This window comes from Capnocytophaga stomatis (assembly GCF_002302635.1).
GTDB classification, from domain to species: Bacteria; Bacteroidota; Bacteroidia; order Flavobacteriales; family Flavobacteriaceae; genus Capnocytophaga; species Capnocytophaga stomatis.
Genome location: NZ_CP022387.1, coordinates 1,080,288 through 1,096,790, shown reverse-complemented (window position 1 = coordinate 1,096,790; position 16,503 = coordinate 1,080,288). Strand labels below are relative to the sequence as shown.

The window sequence follows — 16,503 nt, the reverse complement described above, 5'->3', positions numbered from 1 at the left end:
GGCAAAACTATGCAAAATTATCTAATAAACAAAATGTGTGACATATAGCATTGATGAAATCTCAACTTTTTAGAAACTTCTTTTTTTGCAATATTGAGTATTATCGGCAGATTTCACTTACCTTTTTCGGCTGTTTAAATCTTTCTTTGTATTTTCGCCCGAAAAATTGAAAATAAGGATTTATGAATGTTCAATTTAATATCAATGAAGATTTTAACAAACTTGAGCTGAGTGAATTACGTCGAAGATTAGCCAAAGTAAAGGAAGGCGGAGGTAAAAAGCGTCTTGAGAAATTACACAGTCAAGGTAAACTTTCGGCTCGTGAACGCATTGAATATCTTTTAGATAAAGACAAAGAATATATCGAAATTGGGGCGTTTGCAGGTGAAGGAATGTATCCCGAACACGGTGGCTGTCCGTCGGCTGGTGTGGTTGTTGTAGTTGGGTATGTGTCTGGAAAACAATGTGTTGTAGTGGCGAATGATGCTACCGTAAAAGCAGGAGCTTGGTTTCCTATCACGGGAAAGAAAAACCTTCGTGCTCAGGAAATTGCCATTGAAAATCGCCTGCCTATCATCTATTTGGTGGACAGTGCGGGCGTGTACTTGCCAATGCAGGACGAAATTTTTCCCGATAAGGAACACTTCGGGCGAATTTTCCGTAACAATGCGATAATGAGCAGTATGGGAATTACTCAAATTGCTGCCGTTATGGGAAGTTGCGTTGCCGGCGGGGCGTATTTACCCATTATGAGTGATGAAGCCCTAATTGTGGACAAAACGGGAAGTATCTTCTTGGCAGGAAGTTATTTGGTAAAAGCTGCTATTGGGGAAGATATTGATAATGAATCGCTTGGTGGAGCAACTACACACTGCGAAATCAGTGGAGTGACCGATTTTAAAGCGAAAGACGATAAAGATGCCTTGGACAGAATCAAACGAACGATGGCAAAAATCGGGACGTATGAAAAAGCGGGGTTCAATCGTGTTGAAGATCAAAAACCGTTGAAAAATCCTGAGGAAATATATGGAATTCTGCCTAAGTCGAGAGCGGAACAATTTGATATGATGGAAATTATCCTTCGTTTGGTGGACAATTCTGAGTTTGATGAGTATAAAGCTGGTTACGGGCAAACGCTCATCACCGGATATGCCAGAATTGACGGTTGGGCGGTGGGAATAGTTGCTAATCAACGTAAAGTGGTCAAAACCAAGAAGGGAGAAATGCAGTTTGGTGGGGTGATTTATTCCGACAGTGCCGATAAAGCCACTCGGTTTATTGCTAATTGCAATCAGAAAAAAATTCCGTTGGTGTTTCTGCAAGATGTTACGGGCTTTATGGTTGGTTCGAAATCCGAACACGGCGGTATCATTAAGGATGGAGCTAAAATGGTAAATGCAGTGGCAAATTCGGTGGTTCCTAAATTCACGATTGTAGTCGGAAACTCTTATGGTGCAGGAAATTACGCAATGTGCGGAAAGGCGTACGACCCTCGTTTAATTGTTTCGTGGCATAGCGGAAATATCGCCGTGATGGGAGGAGCGCAAGCTGCAAAAGTGTTGTTGCAGATTGAAACAGCGTCACTTAAAAGCAAAGGAGAAGAAATCAGCAAAGAACAAGAACAGATTTTGTACGATAAGATAAAATCGAAATACGATGAACAGATTTCACCCTATTATGCCGCCGCCCGATTGTGGACAGACGCCATTATCGACCCGCTCGAAACTCGCAAATGGATTTCAATGGGCATTGAAGCCGCTAATCACGCTCCCATCGAAAAACCGTTTAATTTAGGAGTTTTGCAAGTATAGCGAATTGATTTTTTTAAACATATAATATAATGAGTGTTAAAAAAATATTTTTAGGAATTTTCTTTCTATTATCAGTTGCTTCTCAAGCTCAGGATGTTTCTAAAGCACTGAAAGTAGGTGATAAAGCCATCAATTTCACTTTAAAAAATGCTAAAGGAGAGGACGTTACCTTGTACTCTTTGTTAGAAAAAGGAAATGTGATAATTACTTGGTACAGAGGAGGCTGGTGTCCGTATTGTAATGTAGCTTTAAATCAATTGCAGGAAAAATTACCAGAGTTTAAATCATTGAATGCCAGTTTAGTTGCCTTAACTCCTGAATTGCCTGACCACAGTCTTTCAACTCAAGAAAAGAATAAACTTGAATTTGAGGTTCTTACAGATTTAAATAATGAAGTGGCAAGGTTATATGGTGTCGTTTTTAAATTGGATGACAAGACGGCACAACGTTATGAACAAGCTTTGCATTTGAGTAGCCGAAATGGGACTAATTCTTCAGAATTACCCGTCCCTGCAACATATGTCATTGATAAAAAAGGAAATATACGTTATGCTTACGTAAATCCAAATTATAAAGAACGTGCCAATCCGGAAGTAATTATTCAAGAGCTCAGAAAAATTCGCTAACAGGAATTTTGTGAAAAGCAGTAGTAATAAAATTGTTAAAAGAATTCATAGTTGTTAAAAATCTTAGGTTTTGATTTTTATTTTTTGAGATAGAAATATTAATAGCTTGAAAAATTGTCAAAATTACTTGCTTGGATTGATGTGAAAAGTCATTTATTTAGAATTTATATAAATTAACTCGAAAAGAAATAAGTTTTTTTGTATATTCCTAAGATGTTCTATTTTTGTCACTTGAATAAATGAGTTTATCAGAGAGTTCAACAGAAAATAGTAGATAACATATTTTAATATGAAAAAGGTTAAAAACCATAAATTGTTAAATATCAGTATTTTTAGCTTCTTGCTGATGTTGTTTTCAACTTCAGTTTTAGCTCAGGAAGGTGCGACCAAAGGTGACCCTGTAAAAGGGGAAACTTTATTTAAAACCAACTGTATGGCTTGTCACCAGTTGGATAAACGTACCATTGGCCCTGCATTAGGAGATGTGACTGAGAGAAGAACTAACGAATGGCTTCATAAATGGATTAATAATAGTGCGGCATTAATCGCTTCGGGTGATGCTGATGCAAAAGCTATTTTTGAGGAATTTAATCAAGTTCCAATGGCTCCTTATGAGGGAATTCTTTCTCATCAAGATATAGAAGATATTTTGGCATATACGGCAAATCCTCCTGCTGTACAAGAAGTTCCTGAAGAGGAAGTTCCACAAGTTATCGTGGAAGACCCAGAGGTGGCAAAGGAAAGATCGGTAACGTATGTTACGGCTATTTTGGGGATTACAGTGCTTTTAATAGCGTTGTTTGTTATCTTGTTTGTGTTAGGAAATGCTTCGAGAATTATAGCAAATGGGGATATTTCAGCAGAAGAATTTGCAAAACGTAAAGAAGGGCTTTTGTCAAAAGCGTTTGCAGATAATCCATTTTTAGTGGTAACAGCCGTTTTGGTGTTGTTGTTCGGTTCAACCTATGCTATTTTTGGATATTTAATGCAGATAGATGTGAATCAAGGGTATGAGCCTATCCAGCCAATTCATTACTCACACAAAATCCACGCAGGAGATAACCAGATTGATTGTAAATTCTGTCACTCGGCAGCACGTGTTTCAAAAACGGCAGGAATCCCGTCGTTAAACGTGTGTATGAATTGCCATGAGACTATATCGGAATACAAAGGAGCAGAAGATTTGGCTAACGGTTACACAAGAGAGTTTTATACCAATGAAATCAAAAAGTTGTATGAGGCTGTGGGCTGGGATGAGAAAACCTTTACATATACGGGAAAAACCAAGCCGGTACGCTGGGTTCGCATTCATAATCTGCCTGATTTTGCCTACTTTAATCACTCACAACACGTAACTGTGGCAGGGTTGGAATGTCAGCAATGTCACGGAAAAGTGGAAGAAATGGAAATTGTTCATCAGCACGCTCCCCTTACAATGGGTTGGTGTGTGGATTGCCACAGAAAAACAGAGGTAAATGTGGATAATGGTTATTACCAAAACTATAAAGAGGTTCACGCAGAGCTTGCTAAAAAACTTAATGTGGAAAAACTTACTATCGCTCAGTTGGGTGGTTTGGAATGTGGTAAATGTCACTACTAATTTACAATTATTATTTAAAGAGTTAATATTCAGATTATAACTATGGCATCAAACAAAAAATACTGGAAAAGTGTAGAAGAACTTAATGAAAATTCGGTATTCGATACACTGAAACAGAATGAGTTTGTAGAAGAAATACCTGTTGATGAGTTTTTGGGCGATAAAGCAACTCTTGAATCGTCATCAACTTCACGCCGTGATTTCTTAAAATATGTAGGTTTTACTACGGCTGCCGCTACGTTAGCAGCTTGTGAAGGTCCTGTTCATAAGGCAGTTCCTTACGTGGTTCTTCCTGAGCAAATTCGTCCTGGGGTAGCGGATTATTATGCTACAACCATTGCCGATGGTTTTGATTTTGCAAGCATTCTTGTAAAAACCCGTGAAGGACGTCCAATTCTGATAGAACATAATCGTGAAGCTCAGTCGCACTCTGATGTAAACGCCAGAGTAATGGCTTCTGTGTTAGGATTATATGATAATCTTAGGGTGAAAAATCCTATGGCTAAGGGCGGGGCTTCTGTTTCTTGGGCTGATTTGGATTCACAAGCAATCAAAGCTTTGGAAAAAGCTACACAAAATGGAAAACAGATAGTCATTTTGAGCCATACGCTGGCAAGCCCTTCTTCATACAAACTTATAGAAGGATTGAAGGAGAAGTTTCCTACTTTGAAGTTAGTGGAATATGATACCATTTCTGAAGAAGCTACGCTAACTGCATTTGCTAAGAAATATGGTGTGCGTGCGATGGCAGATTACGATTTTGCTAAGGCTGATGTAATAGTTTCGTTTGGTGCGGATTTTATAGCTGATTGGCAAGGTGGAGGTTTTGAAGGAGGATACGCCAAAGGACGCATTCCGGTGAAAGGAAAAATGTCACGACACATTCAGTTTGAGGCAAATATGACTTTGTCGGGAGCGAATGCTGATAAACGAGTTCCGGTTACTCCATCGCAACAGAAAGTGGCTTTAGCTAAATTTTACGGTTACTTAAATGGTGTTTCTGTGAGCGGAAATCTTCCTGAAAATGTTGAAGAAGCTGTGAAAAAAGCGGCTGCTCAAGTAAAAAAGGCAGGTAGAAAAGCTGTTGTGGTAACAGGAATTCAAGATGAAAACGCTCAATTATTAGTGTTGGATATCAATGAGAAATTGCAAAGTGAGGCTTTCAATCCTCAAGCTGCTATTTTAACAAGAAAAGGAAATGTTTCAGAGTTGAAGCAACTTATTTCTGATATGAATAATGGAAATGTAGGTGTCTTGATAATCAACAATCTGAACCCATTATATACACTATTTAACGCTGGTGAGTTTGCGAAGGCTTTGGAGAAAGTAGATTTTTCAGTTTCTTTTTCAATGAAAGCTGATGAAACTGCTATCAAAACAAGTTATATTGCAGCGGCTCCACATTATTTGGAGTCTTGGGGTGATGTGGAACTAAAAAGAGGTTATTACGCATTGACCCAGCCTACTATCCGTCCGTTGTTTGACACTCGTCAGTTTCAAGATGCGCTACTGAAGTGGTCTGGCTCTGAAAAAACATATTATGATTTCATAAAGGAAAGCTGGACAACCGATATCCTTGGTTCAGCAAAATGGAATCAAGCGTTGCACGATGGTTCTTTCGTTAAAGAAGGTTTGGAAAACATAGTTTCTTTGGCAGAAGTGTCTGTTAATGATGCAGTTCAAAGTTTGTCCAAAGCAACTTCTAACGGATTTGAATTAACGCTATATTCTAAAATTGGAATTGGTGACGGACAGCAAGCAAATAATCCTTGGTTGCAAGAGCTTCCCGACCCGATTACCAGAACTACTTGGGATAATTACATCACAATGTCAGCAGCTGATGCTAAGCAATTAGGGATTAAAAACTGGCACGTAGCTACAGGTGCCTTGGATGGAAATTATGCTAAAGTTACTGTAAATGGAGTTAGTTTGACGGCTCCTGTACTTATTCAACCAGGTCAAGCTAAAGGTTCTATAGGTTTGGCTTTTGGTTATGGTAGAGTAGAAGGTATGAAAAAAGAAATGCAGGTAGGTGTAAATGCTTATCCGCTTTATTATAACTTCGATAATGTACAAAATGTTGAGAGCCTGACAAAAACAGATGGTACACACGAGTTTGCGTGTATTCAGTTGCATAATACTTTGATGGGACGTGGTGATATTTTAAAAGAAACCACCCTTGAGGAGTTCAATTCAAAACCGGCTGAAGAGTGGAATAAAAAGCCAGTTGTTTCTTTGGATCACAAAGAAGTTTTGGCTTCAAGTGTTTCACTTTGGGAATCTTTTGACCGTTCGTCAGGGCATCATTTTAACTTGTCGATTGACCTTAATGCTTGTACGGGTTGTGGAGCTTGTGTGATTGCTTGTCACGCAGAAAATAACGTACCTGTAGTCGGAAAAGAGGAAGTACGTCGTTCAAGAGATATGCATTGGTTACGTATCGACCGCTATTATTCTTCAGATGATACTTTTGCAGGAGATTTGAAAACGAAGGAAGGTATCAAAGGATTGAGTGCTGCTCTTTCTACTTACGGAGAAATGGAAGTTGCTTCCGAGAATCCTCAAGTAGCATTCCAACCGGTTATGTGTCAGCATTGTAATAATGCACCTTGTGAAACAGTTTGTCCGGTAGCAGCAACTTCACATGGTCGTCAAGGGCAAAACCATATGGCTTACAATCGTTGTGTGGGAACACGTTACTGTGCAAATAACTGTCCGTACAAAGTGCGTCGTTTCAACTGGTTCTTGTACAATAATAATGACGAGTTCGACTTCCATATGAATAACGATTTGGGTAAAATGGTACTTAACCCAGATGTTGTTGTTCGTTCACGTGGGGTAATGGAAAAATGTTCATTCTGTATTCAACAGACGCAAGCGGTTATCCTTAAAGCTAAAAACGAAGGACGTGAAGTACGTGAGGGCGAGTTCAATAACGCTTGTGCTTGTTCGGCAGCTTGTGGTACCGGAGCTATGGTGTTTGGCGATATCAATGAGAAAAACAGCGATATAGCTAAGTTGGTTGCTGATGACAGAGCTTATCACTTGTTAGAGCATATTGGAACAAGACCGAATGTGGTTTACCAAGTTAAGGTCAGAAATACGCAAGAAGTTTAGTCGTAAATATGAAGAAATATATTTTTATATTAACTTTAGGAGCGTTGGTTTCCTGTGGTGGTGCTAAATCGCCCGAGTTACAGCGTTTGAAGGCTAAAGAAGAAATCTTAGCGTTAAACACGGAACTTAACAGTCTTAAAATAGAACTTGAGAAGGAACGCATAGAGAACGAAAGCTTAAAATCTGAAGTAGAAAAAGTTAATTCTAAGGCAGATAAGAAAACGTCTGATTTTACTTCTGCCGAAGTTGGTTCATCTTCAGCTAAAGATGCTAAACAAGCCAGAAGAGCTTTGAAGAGAGCAGAAAAAAGAAATCGGAGTTTAGCGAAGAGCAACAGAAAAATGCAGAAAATCGAGAGAAAGATTCAAAAAGTTCAGAAAAAGATAGAAGGTCTTAATAAAAAGGTGGAGTTTGTGGATAATCAAGTAAAATGATGCATACTACACTTTTAGAAAATCTTTATAATAAAAAGTTTAATTTTTTTAATATTTAATAATAAAATATGGCATCGCATTACGAAGCACCTATACGAAAACCCTTAGTGACGGGCGACAAGTCCTATCACGATGTTACGGTTGATATTGCTCGTCCTGTGGAAGGAAAAGCCAACAAGATGTGGTGGACGGTGTTTTCCATCTCATTGGTCGCCTTTCTTTGGGGGTTGGGTTGTATGATTTACACTATATCGGAAGGTATTGGTACTTGGGGATTAAACAAAACAGTCGGTTGGGCTTGGGATATTACTAACTTCGTTTGGTGGGTTGGTATTGGTCACGCAGGAACGCTGATTTCTGCAGTACTTTTGTTGTTCCGACAAAAATGGAGAATGGCAATTAACCGCTCGGCTGAGGCTATGACAATCTTCTCGGTTGTGCAAGCAGGTTTGTTTCCTCTTATTCATATGGGGCGTCCTTGGTTGGGATATTGGGTGATGCCCATTCCCAATCAATTCGGTTCGCTGTGGGTGAACTTTAACTCTCCTCTATTATGGGACGTATTTGCGATTTCAACATATCTTTCCGTGTCGTTAGTGTTCTGGTGGACAGGGCTTCTTCCTGATTTTGCAATGCTTCGTGACAGAGCCGTGAAGCCTTTCCAAAAGAAAATTTATAGTTTGGTAAGTTTCGGGTGGAGCGGACGTGCAAAAGATTGGCAACGTTTTGAAGAGGTTTCGCTCGTTTTGGCAGGTTTGGCAACGCCTTTGGTACTTTCGGTACACACCATCGTATCATTCGACTTTGCTACATCGGTAATTCCGGGATGGCATACAACCATCTTCCCACCTTACTTCGTTGCCGGTGCGATTTTCTCAGGATTTGCGATGGTAAATACGCTTTTGATTATTATGCGAAAAGTATGTAATTTTGAGGATTACATCACCATTCAACATATCGAGCTTATGAATATCGTAATTATGATTACAGGTTCGATAGTGGGTTGTGCCTATATTACAGAGCTTTTCGTAGCTTGGTATTCGGGAGTTGAATACGAGCAATACGCTTTCTTGAATCGTGCAACGGGTCCTTACGCTTGGGCATATTGGATGATGATGACTTGTAACGTGTTCTCGCCTCAATTTATGTGGTTCAAAAAGCTGAGAAGAAGTATTATGTTCTCATTTATCATCTCTTTAGTGGTAAACGTAGGGATGTGGTTTGAGCGTTTCGTGATTATCGTTACATCACTTCACAGAGATTACCTTCCTTCTTCTTGGACGATGTTTTCACCAACATTTGTTGATATAGGAATTTACATAGGAACAATCGGATTCTTCTTCGTGTTGTTCTTGTTATACGCACGTACATTCCCTGTAATTGCACAGGCGGAAGTGAAATCAATCTTGAAATCATCAGGAGAGAAATATAAAAAATTAAGAGATAATAATCCTAACCACGACCACAATGAGTAAGAAAGTAATACAAGCATTATATAATGATGATGATATTCTGATGGATGCGGTGAAAAAAGTCCGTGCAAAGAATCATCACATTGCAGAGATATATACTCCTTTTCCCGTTCACGGATTGGATAAGGCTATGGGATTAAAGCCTACGCGTATTGCCATTGCGGCATTCGTTTACGGGTGTATCGGGCTTACGGTAGCAACTTTGATGGTTAATTACATTATGATTGAAGACTGGCCACAAGATATTGGAGGTAAGCCAAGTATGACTTTCTTGCAGAATATGCCTGCGTTTGTGCCGGTTATGTTTGAGATGACAGTCTTTTTTGCGGCTCACTTGATGGTAATTACCTTTTACTTAAGAAGTAAATTATGGCCATTCAAAGAAGCTGAAAATCCTGATGTAAGAACCACAGATGACCACTTTTTAATGGAAGTGCCTGTGACAGAGAGTAATATTGGAGATGTAACAACACTTTTGAAAGAAACAGGAGCTGTTGAAATTAAAATAGCAGAAAAATAGGAGATATGAAAAATATAGTGAAAATAGCTTTATTCAGCAGTGTATCTTTACTTTTAGTATCTTGCTTTAATAAACGTGAGCCAAACTATCAGTTTATGCCAAATATGTACGAAAGTGTTGGATATGAAACATATCAGCAATCGGGGGCATTTAAGGATAGTATGCAAGCTCAATTACCTGCCTTGGGAAGTATCAAACGTGGGTGGCAACCTTATGAATATCCTGATACACCAGCGGGTTTACTTCTTGCAAAAGAAGAATTGAAAAATCCTTTATTGGCTGATTCTTTGAATGTTGCATCAAATATTGAGGCTGGAAAAGCATTGTATGATATTTACTGTGCTGTTTGTCACGGAGAAAAAGGTGACGGAAAAGGAATCTTAGTAGAGAGAGGAAAATTCGCGGGAGTTCCAAGTTATGGCGACAAAAACCGTGTAATTACACAAGGAGGTATTTATCACGTGATTTACTATGGGCTAAATGCAATGGGTTCTTATGCTTCACAAATTAATGAGAAAGAGCGTTGGCAAGTGGCTTTGTATGTAGAAAAACTACGTGACGAGTTGGTAAAATAATTCCCTAAAGAAAGATATTTAGATTATGTACACATTTTCAAATAAATTAAAAATTACCTCTATAATTCTTATGGTTATAGGGATTATAGGAGTTGTTGTTGGGTTTTTAACGGTTCCGCATACGGCTGAGGACGAACACGTTCTGCATATGCTACATAACAAACCCTGGGCAGCGGTGTATGTTGCAGCGTTGTTTTTTATGTTGATTTCTTTAGGGGTATTGGCTTTTTACGCTATCAATAGAGCAGCTCAGGCGGGGTGGTCACCGGTTCTTTTCCGTGTTATGGAAGCAATTACAGCCTATTTATTTCCAGGTGTGCTGGTAGTTTTTACACTTTTGGTACTTTCAGGGATGCATTTCAATCACCTTTTTGTTTGGATGGACGAAAGTGTAGTGGCTAACGATCCTCTGTTACAAGGGAAACAAGGCTATTTGGATGTGCCTTTCTTCTTAGGACGTGCGGCGTTTTATATGATTGGTTGGGTGTTGTATCGTCACTTTTCAAGAAAGTTTTCTCTTGCACAAGATACAGCTACTGATGACCGTAATTTTGTGAAAAACTTTAAAATATCTGCCGGATTTTTGGTGTTTTTCTTGGTTACGGAGTCAATGATGTCTTGGGATTGGATTATGAGTGTTGATCCGCATTGGTTCAGTACATTGTTCGGATGGTATGTGTTTGCAAGTTTCTTTGTTTCAGGAATCACAGTTATTGCCTTGATAACTATTTACCTAAAAAGCAGAGGGTATTTGGAATATGTAAACAGTAGCCATTTGCACGATTTAGCCAAGTTTATGTTTGGTATTTCGATTTTCTGGACGTATTTGTGGTTTTCTCAATTCTTATTGATTTGGTATTCAAATATTTCCGAAGAAACAGTTTACTATGTAGCTCGAATTAGAGATTACAATTTGTTGTTCTTCGGTATGTTGATTTTGAACTTCATATTCCCATTGTTGGTATTGATTAACACAGATTACAAACGCATTAGCTGGTTAGTATTTGTGTCAGGTGTCATAATTTTAATCGGTCATTATATTGATTTCTATGTTATGATTATGCCTGCTACTGTGGGTAACCAATGGAGCATTGGAATTACTGAAATTTCGGCTGTTTTACTTTTCTTAGGATTGTTTATCTTTGTTACTTTTACAGCCTTGTCAAAAGCTCCTTTATTGCCGAAACGTCATCCGCTTATTGAGGAAAGTAAACATTTCCATTATTAGGATTGAAAATAAAATAATAAAACCATAGCTAAGCTATGGTTTTTCTTTTTATAGGTAATAAGATTTTTTTAAATTGAATTTATTTCTTCTTTAAAAAGCCAATTAATAAAAGTACCCATCCCAGCATTAAAAGCAATCCGCCTAAAGGAGTTATCAAGGCAAATGACCTAATGTTTATGGAAGTAATATTCTCTGTGGAAAGTAGATAAATAGAACCCGAGAAAAATAAAACTCCCAAAACCATTGCGATAAAGGCAGATTTCCTGATTTTTTCCGAAATTCCGTCCATAGTCGATAAGAATAATAGGAATAAAGCGTGGTACATTTGGTAGCGAACGCCTACTTCAAAGCTGGAAAGAGCTTCCTCAGTAAGATGTTTCTTTAGCGAGTGAGCACCGAAAGCTCCTAAAATTATGGATGTAAGTCCGAATACAAGAGCCACAATAATAATCTTCTTTTTCATTTTATGTAGAATTTATAATTTGTAGATAATTTTTTGTAAGCCACAAAGTTATAGTATTTTTTTGAATGATTATAATTAATCTGTGTTTAAAAATTATTTCAAGAAGAATCATCAGTGATTATTTTTCAATAAAATTCTTACGCTAAAAAGAATTTTGCATATTTTTGTGGTTCGAAATGATATTGTTTAATAAATAATCTCAAGAGAGTGAATTTCTTGAAATATTATTTTTATTTTTACAGATTATGAGAATATTCAAATTTGGCGGGGCATCGGTAAAGGATGCGGCAGGTGTAAAAAATGTAGCAAAAATCTTGGAAATGGTCGGGTATTCCGATACATTGATTATAATTTCGGCGATGGGAAAAACTACAAATGCCTTAGAGGTAGTTGTTCGTAGTTATTTTGAGAAGAAAAACCTCCAAGAAAGCATTGATTTGGTTAAAAACTTTCATTATGAGATTATTCGTGATTTGTTTTCTAACGAAAATCATCCGGTTTATTGGAAAGTAGATGGATTATTTGCCGAATTGATATCTTTTTTGGAGAGAAATAAATCACCCAAACATAGTTTTGTGTATGACCAAGTAGTCAGTTTTGGCGAATTGATTTCAACCACGATTATCAGCCAATATTTGAATGATTGCGGTATTAAAAACACGTGGCTTGACGTTCGAAATTTGATAAAAACTGATAGCAATTTCCGTGATGCAACAGTTAATTGGGAGGATACGCAGGAAAATATTGTAAATAATGTGAATAAATCGCTTTTGAATATAACTCAAGGTTTTATGGGAAGTGATTCTAACTTTTTCACAACAACTTTAGGCAGAGAGGGTTCGGATTATACGGCGGCTATTTTTGCTTACTGCTTGGATGCCGAAAGTGTGACTATTTGGAAGGACGTTCCCGGAGTGCTTAATGCAGATCCTCGTTACTTTGAAAAAACCGAATTGTTACACAAAATCCCTTATAAAGAAGCCATTGAGCTTGCTTTTTACGGAGCTTCGGTGATTCATCCCAAAACGCTTCAGCCATTACAACGAAAAGAAATTCCTTTATTTGTGAAATCATTCGTAAATCCCACATATTCAGGAAGTTCAGTTTGTAATGTGGCGGAATTGGAGCCTAAAGTTTCTTGCTTTATCCTGAAAAAAGGACAAGTTTTAATCTCATTATCATCGCTTGATTTTTCTTTCATCGTTGAGGAAAATATCAGTTATATTTTCAAGCTTCTGCACGATGCAAAAATGAAGGTTAGTGTGATTCAGAACTCGGCTATTAGTTTTTCGGTTTGTGTTGATAATAAATTTGATACTCTTTCGGATTTATTGGAGAAATTGAAAGCAAGATTCAAAGTTTCTGTATTTGAAAATGTAGATTTGTACACAGTTCGTCACGCAACAGAACAATCTATTAAAGAAATTGAATCAAATAAAGAAGTTTTGCTGAAACAAGTACTTCAAAATACGGTTCAACTTGTTGTTTTAGGATAAAAAGGAGCTTTAAAACAACCGTAAAAGCAATTATAGCATAATAATTTATGAAAAATCGCTTCAGAGAACATATTGAAAGAGTATTTAATCTTGAAAATAAGCGAATTTTGGTTGCTATTAGTGGCGGAGTGGATAGTGTTGTACTTGCTTATTTACTGCATCAGTTGAAGATTGAAATTGTTTTGGGGCATTGCAATTTTCAGTTGCGAGATGATGAAAGCAATGAAGATGAGGCTCTTGTAAAAGAATTTGGGAAGAGACTGAATGTAAAAACTTTTGTTAAATGTTTTGATACTCAAAAATTTTCTTCTGAAAATCAGTTGAATACACAACTTGCAGCTCGTAAATTACGTTATGATTGGTTTGAAGAGGTCGCCTTGGAGAATGAATGTGATTTCATAGCCACCGCCCATCACGCTGATGACAACATAGAGACCTTTATTATAAATCTTTCCAGAGGAACGGGATTAGATGGTTTGCTGGGAATTCCGCAGAGAAATGGAAAAATTATTCGTCCGTTGTTGCCATTTTCTCGACAAGAAATTCTTGAATTTGCTGAGGAAAACCGACTTTTATGGCGAGAAGATAGTTCTAATGCGAGTGACAAATACCTCAGAAATAAAATTCGGCATAATATTGTTCCCGTTTTAAAGGAAATACATCCTACATTTCTTAAAAATTTTGAAAAAACACAATTTTTTCTTGCTCAATCTGCTCAATTCATTGATTTTTTTATTCAGAATATCAAGAAAGAGTGTTTTATTGAGGAAAAAAGTCAGATTAAAATTCACATCGAAGTATTAAAACGAAATTATCAATCGGATTTTGTGCTGTACAAGTTGTTATATCCGTATAATTTCAATAATATCCGAGATTTAAAGCAAATTTTGGAAGCAGAAACCGGAAAAAAGCTTTTTTCGGCTACACATATTCTTTTAAAAGATAGAAATTTTCTTGTTTTGAAGGAAAAGGAAGAAAAAACTGAAAAAATTTATGAAATAAATAAAGATACATCTGAAATAAATTCACCTATCTCATTGAAATTTCAAATAATTGATAATGAGGAAATTGATGTATTTGACAAAGAAAAAATTTTTATTAATGCCGATTTACTAAAATTCCCAATCTTATTGCGACATAAACAGGAGGGAGATTTTTTCTATCCTTTTGGAATGAATCAGAAAAAGAAATTGAGTAAGTTTTTCAAAGACGAAAAATATTCTATTTTTGAGAAAGAAGAACAATGGTTGCTTTGCTCGGGTAGTGATGTTGTTTGGGTTGTTGGCAAGCGTTTGGATAACCGTTTCAGAGTTACAGAAAAAACTCAAAAAGTATTGATAATCAGTTATGATGAATAATTAAGATGAATAGAATTCCTAAACACATAACTCGAAAACTGGCTGAAAGAAAAGAAAAAAATGCTTTCCGAATACTGAAAACCAATCAATTTCAAGTTGATTTTTACTCGAATGATTATATAGGATTTTCAAAATCGGAAGAAATAAAAATGGAAGTTGAACGTATTTTATCAGAGGCTGATTTTCAGTACGGAGCCACGGGTTCACGTCTGATTTCCGGAAATTTTTCATTGTTTGAAATAGCTGAAAATGAGATAAAAAAGTTTCACAATTCGGCTTCTGCTTTGCTTTTTAATTCGGGGTATGACGCTAATGTAGGTTTTTTTTCCTGCGTTCCGGAACGTGGAGATGTGGTTTTGTACGACAGCTACATTCACGCTTCAATTCGTGATGGAATTTCAATGAGTTTGGCAAAATCTTACAAATTCAAACATAATGACTTGGAAGATTTGAAAAAAATATTGGAAAAATTCTCAAATGGTGAGAATTCTGTATTTGTTGTTACGGAATCTGTTTTTTCTATGGATGGTGATTCTCCTGATTTGTTGGAAATGAATGAATTAGTTAAAAAGCACAATGCTTTTTTAATTGTTGATGAAGCACACGCATTGGGAGTTTTCGGGAGTCAAGGTTGCGGATTGGTGCAACATTTAGGATTGGAAAATGACATTTTTGCGAGAATTGTGACTTACGGGAAAGCGTTGGGATGTCACGGGGCGTCAGTTTTGGGAAGTGAAATTTTGAGAGATTATTTAGTGAATTTTGCTCGTTCGTTTATATACACTACCGCAATGTCGCCGCATAGTGTCGCCACAATTTTGGCGGGTTATAGACAGTTACAGAGCACGGAATCCATTGATATATTACATCAGAACATTACTTTTTTTAAAAGAAAAATCAAAGAATTTCAGCAAAAAACATCAAAAAAATATCCGTTCATTCCTTCCGATTCGGCAATACAAGCAGTTATTTTGTCCGGAAATGATTTTGTGAAAAAGATAGCTCAAAATATTCAGAAAGAAGGATTTGGAGTGATTCCGATTCTTTCGCCAACAGTTCCGGAGGGTCAGGAACGATTGCGGATATGTCTGCATAGTTTTAATACGGAAGAAGAAATTTCAACTTTTTTTGATGTCTTTCATAATCAGTTTCTTACTTAAAATATTTCGCAAATGAAAAACACTTATTTTATCACAGGAATATCGACCGATGTGGGGAAAACAATTGTTTCCGCTATTATTACGGAGGCTTTGCAAGCCGATTATTGGAAGCCTATCCAAGCAGGAGACTTGGAAAATTCGGATACGCATAAAGTTAAAAGATTGATTTCTAATAATAAAACGCTTTTTCATAGTAGTTCTTATGCTTTGAATACGCCTGCAAGTCCGCATCTTTCTGCCGAATTGGACGGTATTTCGATAGATATAAAAAAAATAAAACGCCCCGATACTGATAATCACTTGGTTATAGAGGGGGCGGGAGGTCTTTTAGTCCCTCTAAATCAAACAGATACTATAGCTGATTTAATTTTGCCTTCGGATAAAATTATTATAGTTTCTCGGCATTATTTAGGAAGTATCAATCACACCTTACTTACTTATGAGGCTCTGAAACACAGAAACTTACCTGTTTGTGGAATTATTTTCAGTGGAAAGGAAAATAAATCCTCTGAAAGTATTATTTTGAAAAAAACAGGAGCAAAATTCCTCGGGCGAATAGATGAAGAGCCGTATTTTGATAAAAATGTGATTTCGTACTACGCTGATAAATTGAAACTAACTTTGGAAGAATAAAATACAAAAA

The 16,503-nt window shown here is 37.0% G+C and carries 14 protein-coding genes; 13 read left to right on the top strand and 1 reads right to left on the bottom strand.

Going from position 1 to position 16,503, the window contains the following annotated elements:
* Positions 1-182: 182 nt before the first annotated feature.
* The 9 genes from CGC58_RS04805 to CGC58_RS04765 all read left to right on the top strand — a co-directional run bounded on the left by CGC58_RS04805 (position 183) and on the right by CGC58_RS04765 (position 11,383).
* Entirely contained in the window at positions 183-1,811 is a 1,629-nt protein-coding gene (locus CGC58_RS04805) for an acyl-CoA carboxylase subunit beta (RefSeq protein ID WP_095895464.1), read from the top strand.
* Positions 1,812-1,840: 29 nt separating this feature from the next.
* The gene (locus CGC58_RS04800; protein WP_095895462.1) at positions 1,841-2,437 is read left to right on the top strand and encodes a peroxiredoxin-like family protein; all 597 of its coding nucleotides are present in this window, start codon (positions 1,841-1,843) and stop codon (positions 2,435-2,437) included.
* A gap of 289 nt (positions 2,438-2,726) precedes the next feature.
* The gene (locus CGC58_RS04795; RefSeq protein ID WP_198540757.1) at positions 2,727-4,037 is read left to right on the top strand and encodes a c-type cytochrome; all 1,311 of its coding nucleotides are present in this window, start codon (positions 2,727-2,729) and stop codon (positions 4,035-4,037) included.
* Between the two features lie 42 nt (positions 4,038-4,079).
* Positions 4,080-7,154, top strand: a complete 3,075-nt coding sequence (locus CGC58_RS04790) for a TAT-variant-translocated molybdopterin oxidoreductase (protein WP_095895460.1) — start codon at positions 4,080-4,082, stop codon at positions 7,152-7,154.
* Between the two features lie 8 nt (positions 7,155-7,162).
* Positions 7,163-7,588, top strand: a complete 426-nt coding sequence (locus CGC58_RS04785; RefSeq protein WP_095895458.1) for a SlyB protein — start codon at positions 7,163-7,165, stop codon at positions 7,586-7,588.
* A gap of 68 nt (positions 7,589-7,656) precedes the next feature.
* Positions 7,657-9,063, top strand: coding sequence for an NrfD/PsrC family molybdoenzyme membrane anchor subunit (nrfD, locus tag CGC58_RS04780; protein WP_095895456.1), 1,407 nt, complete (start codon positions 7,657-7,659; stop codon positions 9,061-9,063).
* A complete protein-coding gene (locus CGC58_RS04775; RefSeq protein WP_095895454.1) occupies positions 9,056-9,580 on the top strand; it encodes a DUF3341 domain-containing protein in 525 nt (174 codons plus the stop codon). The genes nrfD and CGC58_RS04775 overlap by 8 nt, the downstream gene beginning before the upstream one ends.
* A 5-nt stretch (positions 9,581-9,585) precedes the next feature.
* Positions 9,586-10,155 (top strand): c-type cytochrome, encoded by a 570-nt coding sequence (locus tag CGC58_RS04770; protein ID WP_095895452.1) that lies wholly within the window; start codon positions 9,586-9,588, stop codon positions 10,153-10,155.
* A gap of 25 nt (positions 10,156-10,180) precedes the next feature.
* The gene (locus CGC58_RS04765) at positions 10,181-11,383 is read left to right on the top strand and encodes a quinol:cytochrome C oxidoreductase (protein ID WP_095895451.1); all 1,203 of its coding nucleotides are present in this window, start codon (positions 10,181-10,183) and stop codon (positions 11,381-11,383) included.
* 79 nt (positions 11,384-11,462) lie between these two features.
* On the opposite strand, the gene CGC58_RS04760 is transcribed toward CGC58_RS04765, so the two are convergent.
* Positions 11,463-11,846 carry a DUF423 domain-containing protein gene (locus tag CGC58_RS04760; protein WP_095895448.1) on the bottom strand — a complete coding sequence of 128 codons (384 nt, stop codon included), beginning with the start codon at positions 11,844-11,846 and terminating at the stop codon, positions 11,463-11,465.
* A 245-nt stretch (positions 11,847-12,091) separates the two neighbouring features.
* Between CGC58_RS04760 and CGC58_RS04755 the strand changes: the two genes are divergently transcribed.
* From CGC58_RS04755 to bioD, 4 genes are read left to right on the top strand one after another with little or no spacing between them, the layout of a single operon-like run.
* Positions 12,092-13,342, top strand: a complete 1,251-nt coding sequence (locus CGC58_RS04755; RefSeq protein WP_095895445.1) for an aspartate kinase — start codon at positions 12,092-12,094, stop codon at positions 13,340-13,342.
* Positions 13,343-13,389: 47 nt separating this feature from the next.
* Positions 13,390-14,700: a tRNA lysidine(34) synthetase TilS gene (gene tilS, locus CGC58_RS04750; protein ID WP_095895443.1), complete on the top strand. Its 1,311-nt coding sequence runs from the start codon at positions 13,390-13,392 to the stop codon at positions 14,698-14,700.
* Between the two features lie 5 nt (positions 14,701-14,705).
* Positions 14,706-15,860 carry an aminotransferase class I/II-fold pyridoxal phosphate-dependent enzyme gene (locus CGC58_RS04745; RefSeq protein WP_095895441.1) on the top strand — a complete coding sequence of 385 codons (1,155 nt, stop codon included), beginning with the start codon at positions 14,706-14,708 and terminating at the stop codon, positions 15,858-15,860.
* Positions 15,861-15,872: 12 nt separating this feature from the next.
* Entirely contained in the window at positions 15,873-16,493 is a 621-nt protein-coding gene (gene bioD / locus CGC58_RS04740; RefSeq protein WP_095895439.1) for a dethiobiotin synthase, read from the top strand.
* The last annotated feature ends 10 nt before the right edge of the window (positions 16,494-16,503 follow it).

Bases quoted from the DNA above. Each gene is read 5' to 3' on its own strand.
- CGC58_RS04775 (WP_095895454.1), top strand. From the start codon at position 9,056: ATGAGTAAGAAAGTAATACAAGCATTATATAATGATGATGATATTCTG.
- CGC58_RS04755 (WP_095895445.1), top strand. From the start codon at position 12,092: ATGAGAATATTCAAATTTGGCGGGGCATCGGTAAAGGATGCGGCAGGT.
- CGC58_RS04765 (WP_095895451.1), top strand. From the start codon at position 10,181: ATGTACACATTTTCAAATAAATTAAAAATTACCTCTATAATTCTTATG.
- CGC58_RS04785 (WP_095895458.1), top strand. From the start codon at position 7,163: ATGAAGAAATATATTTTTATATTAACTTTAGGAGCGTTGGTTTCCTGT.
- CGC58_RS04800 (WP_095895462.1), top strand. From the start codon at position 1,841: ATGAGTGTTAAAAAAATATTTTTAGGAATTTTCTTTCTATTATCAGTT.
- CGC58_RS04760 (WP_095895448.1), bottom strand. From the start codon at position 11,846: ATGAAAAAGAAGATTATTATTGTGGCTCTTGTATTCGGACTTACATCC.
- CGC58_RS04790 (WP_095895460.1), top strand. From the start codon at position 4,080: ATGGCATCAAACAAAAAATACTGGAAAAGTGTAGAAGAACTTAATGAA.
- CGC58_RS04745 (WP_095895441.1), top strand. From the start codon at position 14,706: ATGAATAGAATTCCTAAACACATAACTCGAAAACTGGCTGAAAGAAAA.
- nrfD (WP_095895456.1), top strand. From the start codon at position 7,657: ATGGCATCGCATTACGAAGCACCTATACGAAAACCCTTAGTGACGGGC.
- CGC58_RS04805 (WP_095895464.1), top strand. From the start codon at position 183: ATGAATGTTCAATTTAATATCAATGAAGATTTTAACAAACTTGAGCTG.
- CGC58_RS04770 (WP_095895452.1), top strand. From the start codon at position 9,586: ATGAAAAATATAGTGAAAATAGCTTTATTCAGCAGTGTATCTTTACTT.
- CGC58_RS04795 (WP_198540757.1), top strand. From the start codon at position 2,727: ATGAAAAAGGTTAAAAACCATAAATTGTTAAATATCAGTATTTTTAGC.
- tilS (WP_095895443.1), top strand. From the start codon at position 13,390: ATGAAAAATCGCTTCAGAGAACATATTGAAAGAGTATTTAATCTTGAA.
- bioD (WP_095895439.1), top strand. From the start codon at position 15,873: ATGAAAAACACTTATTTTATCACAGGAATATCGACCGATGTGGGGAAA.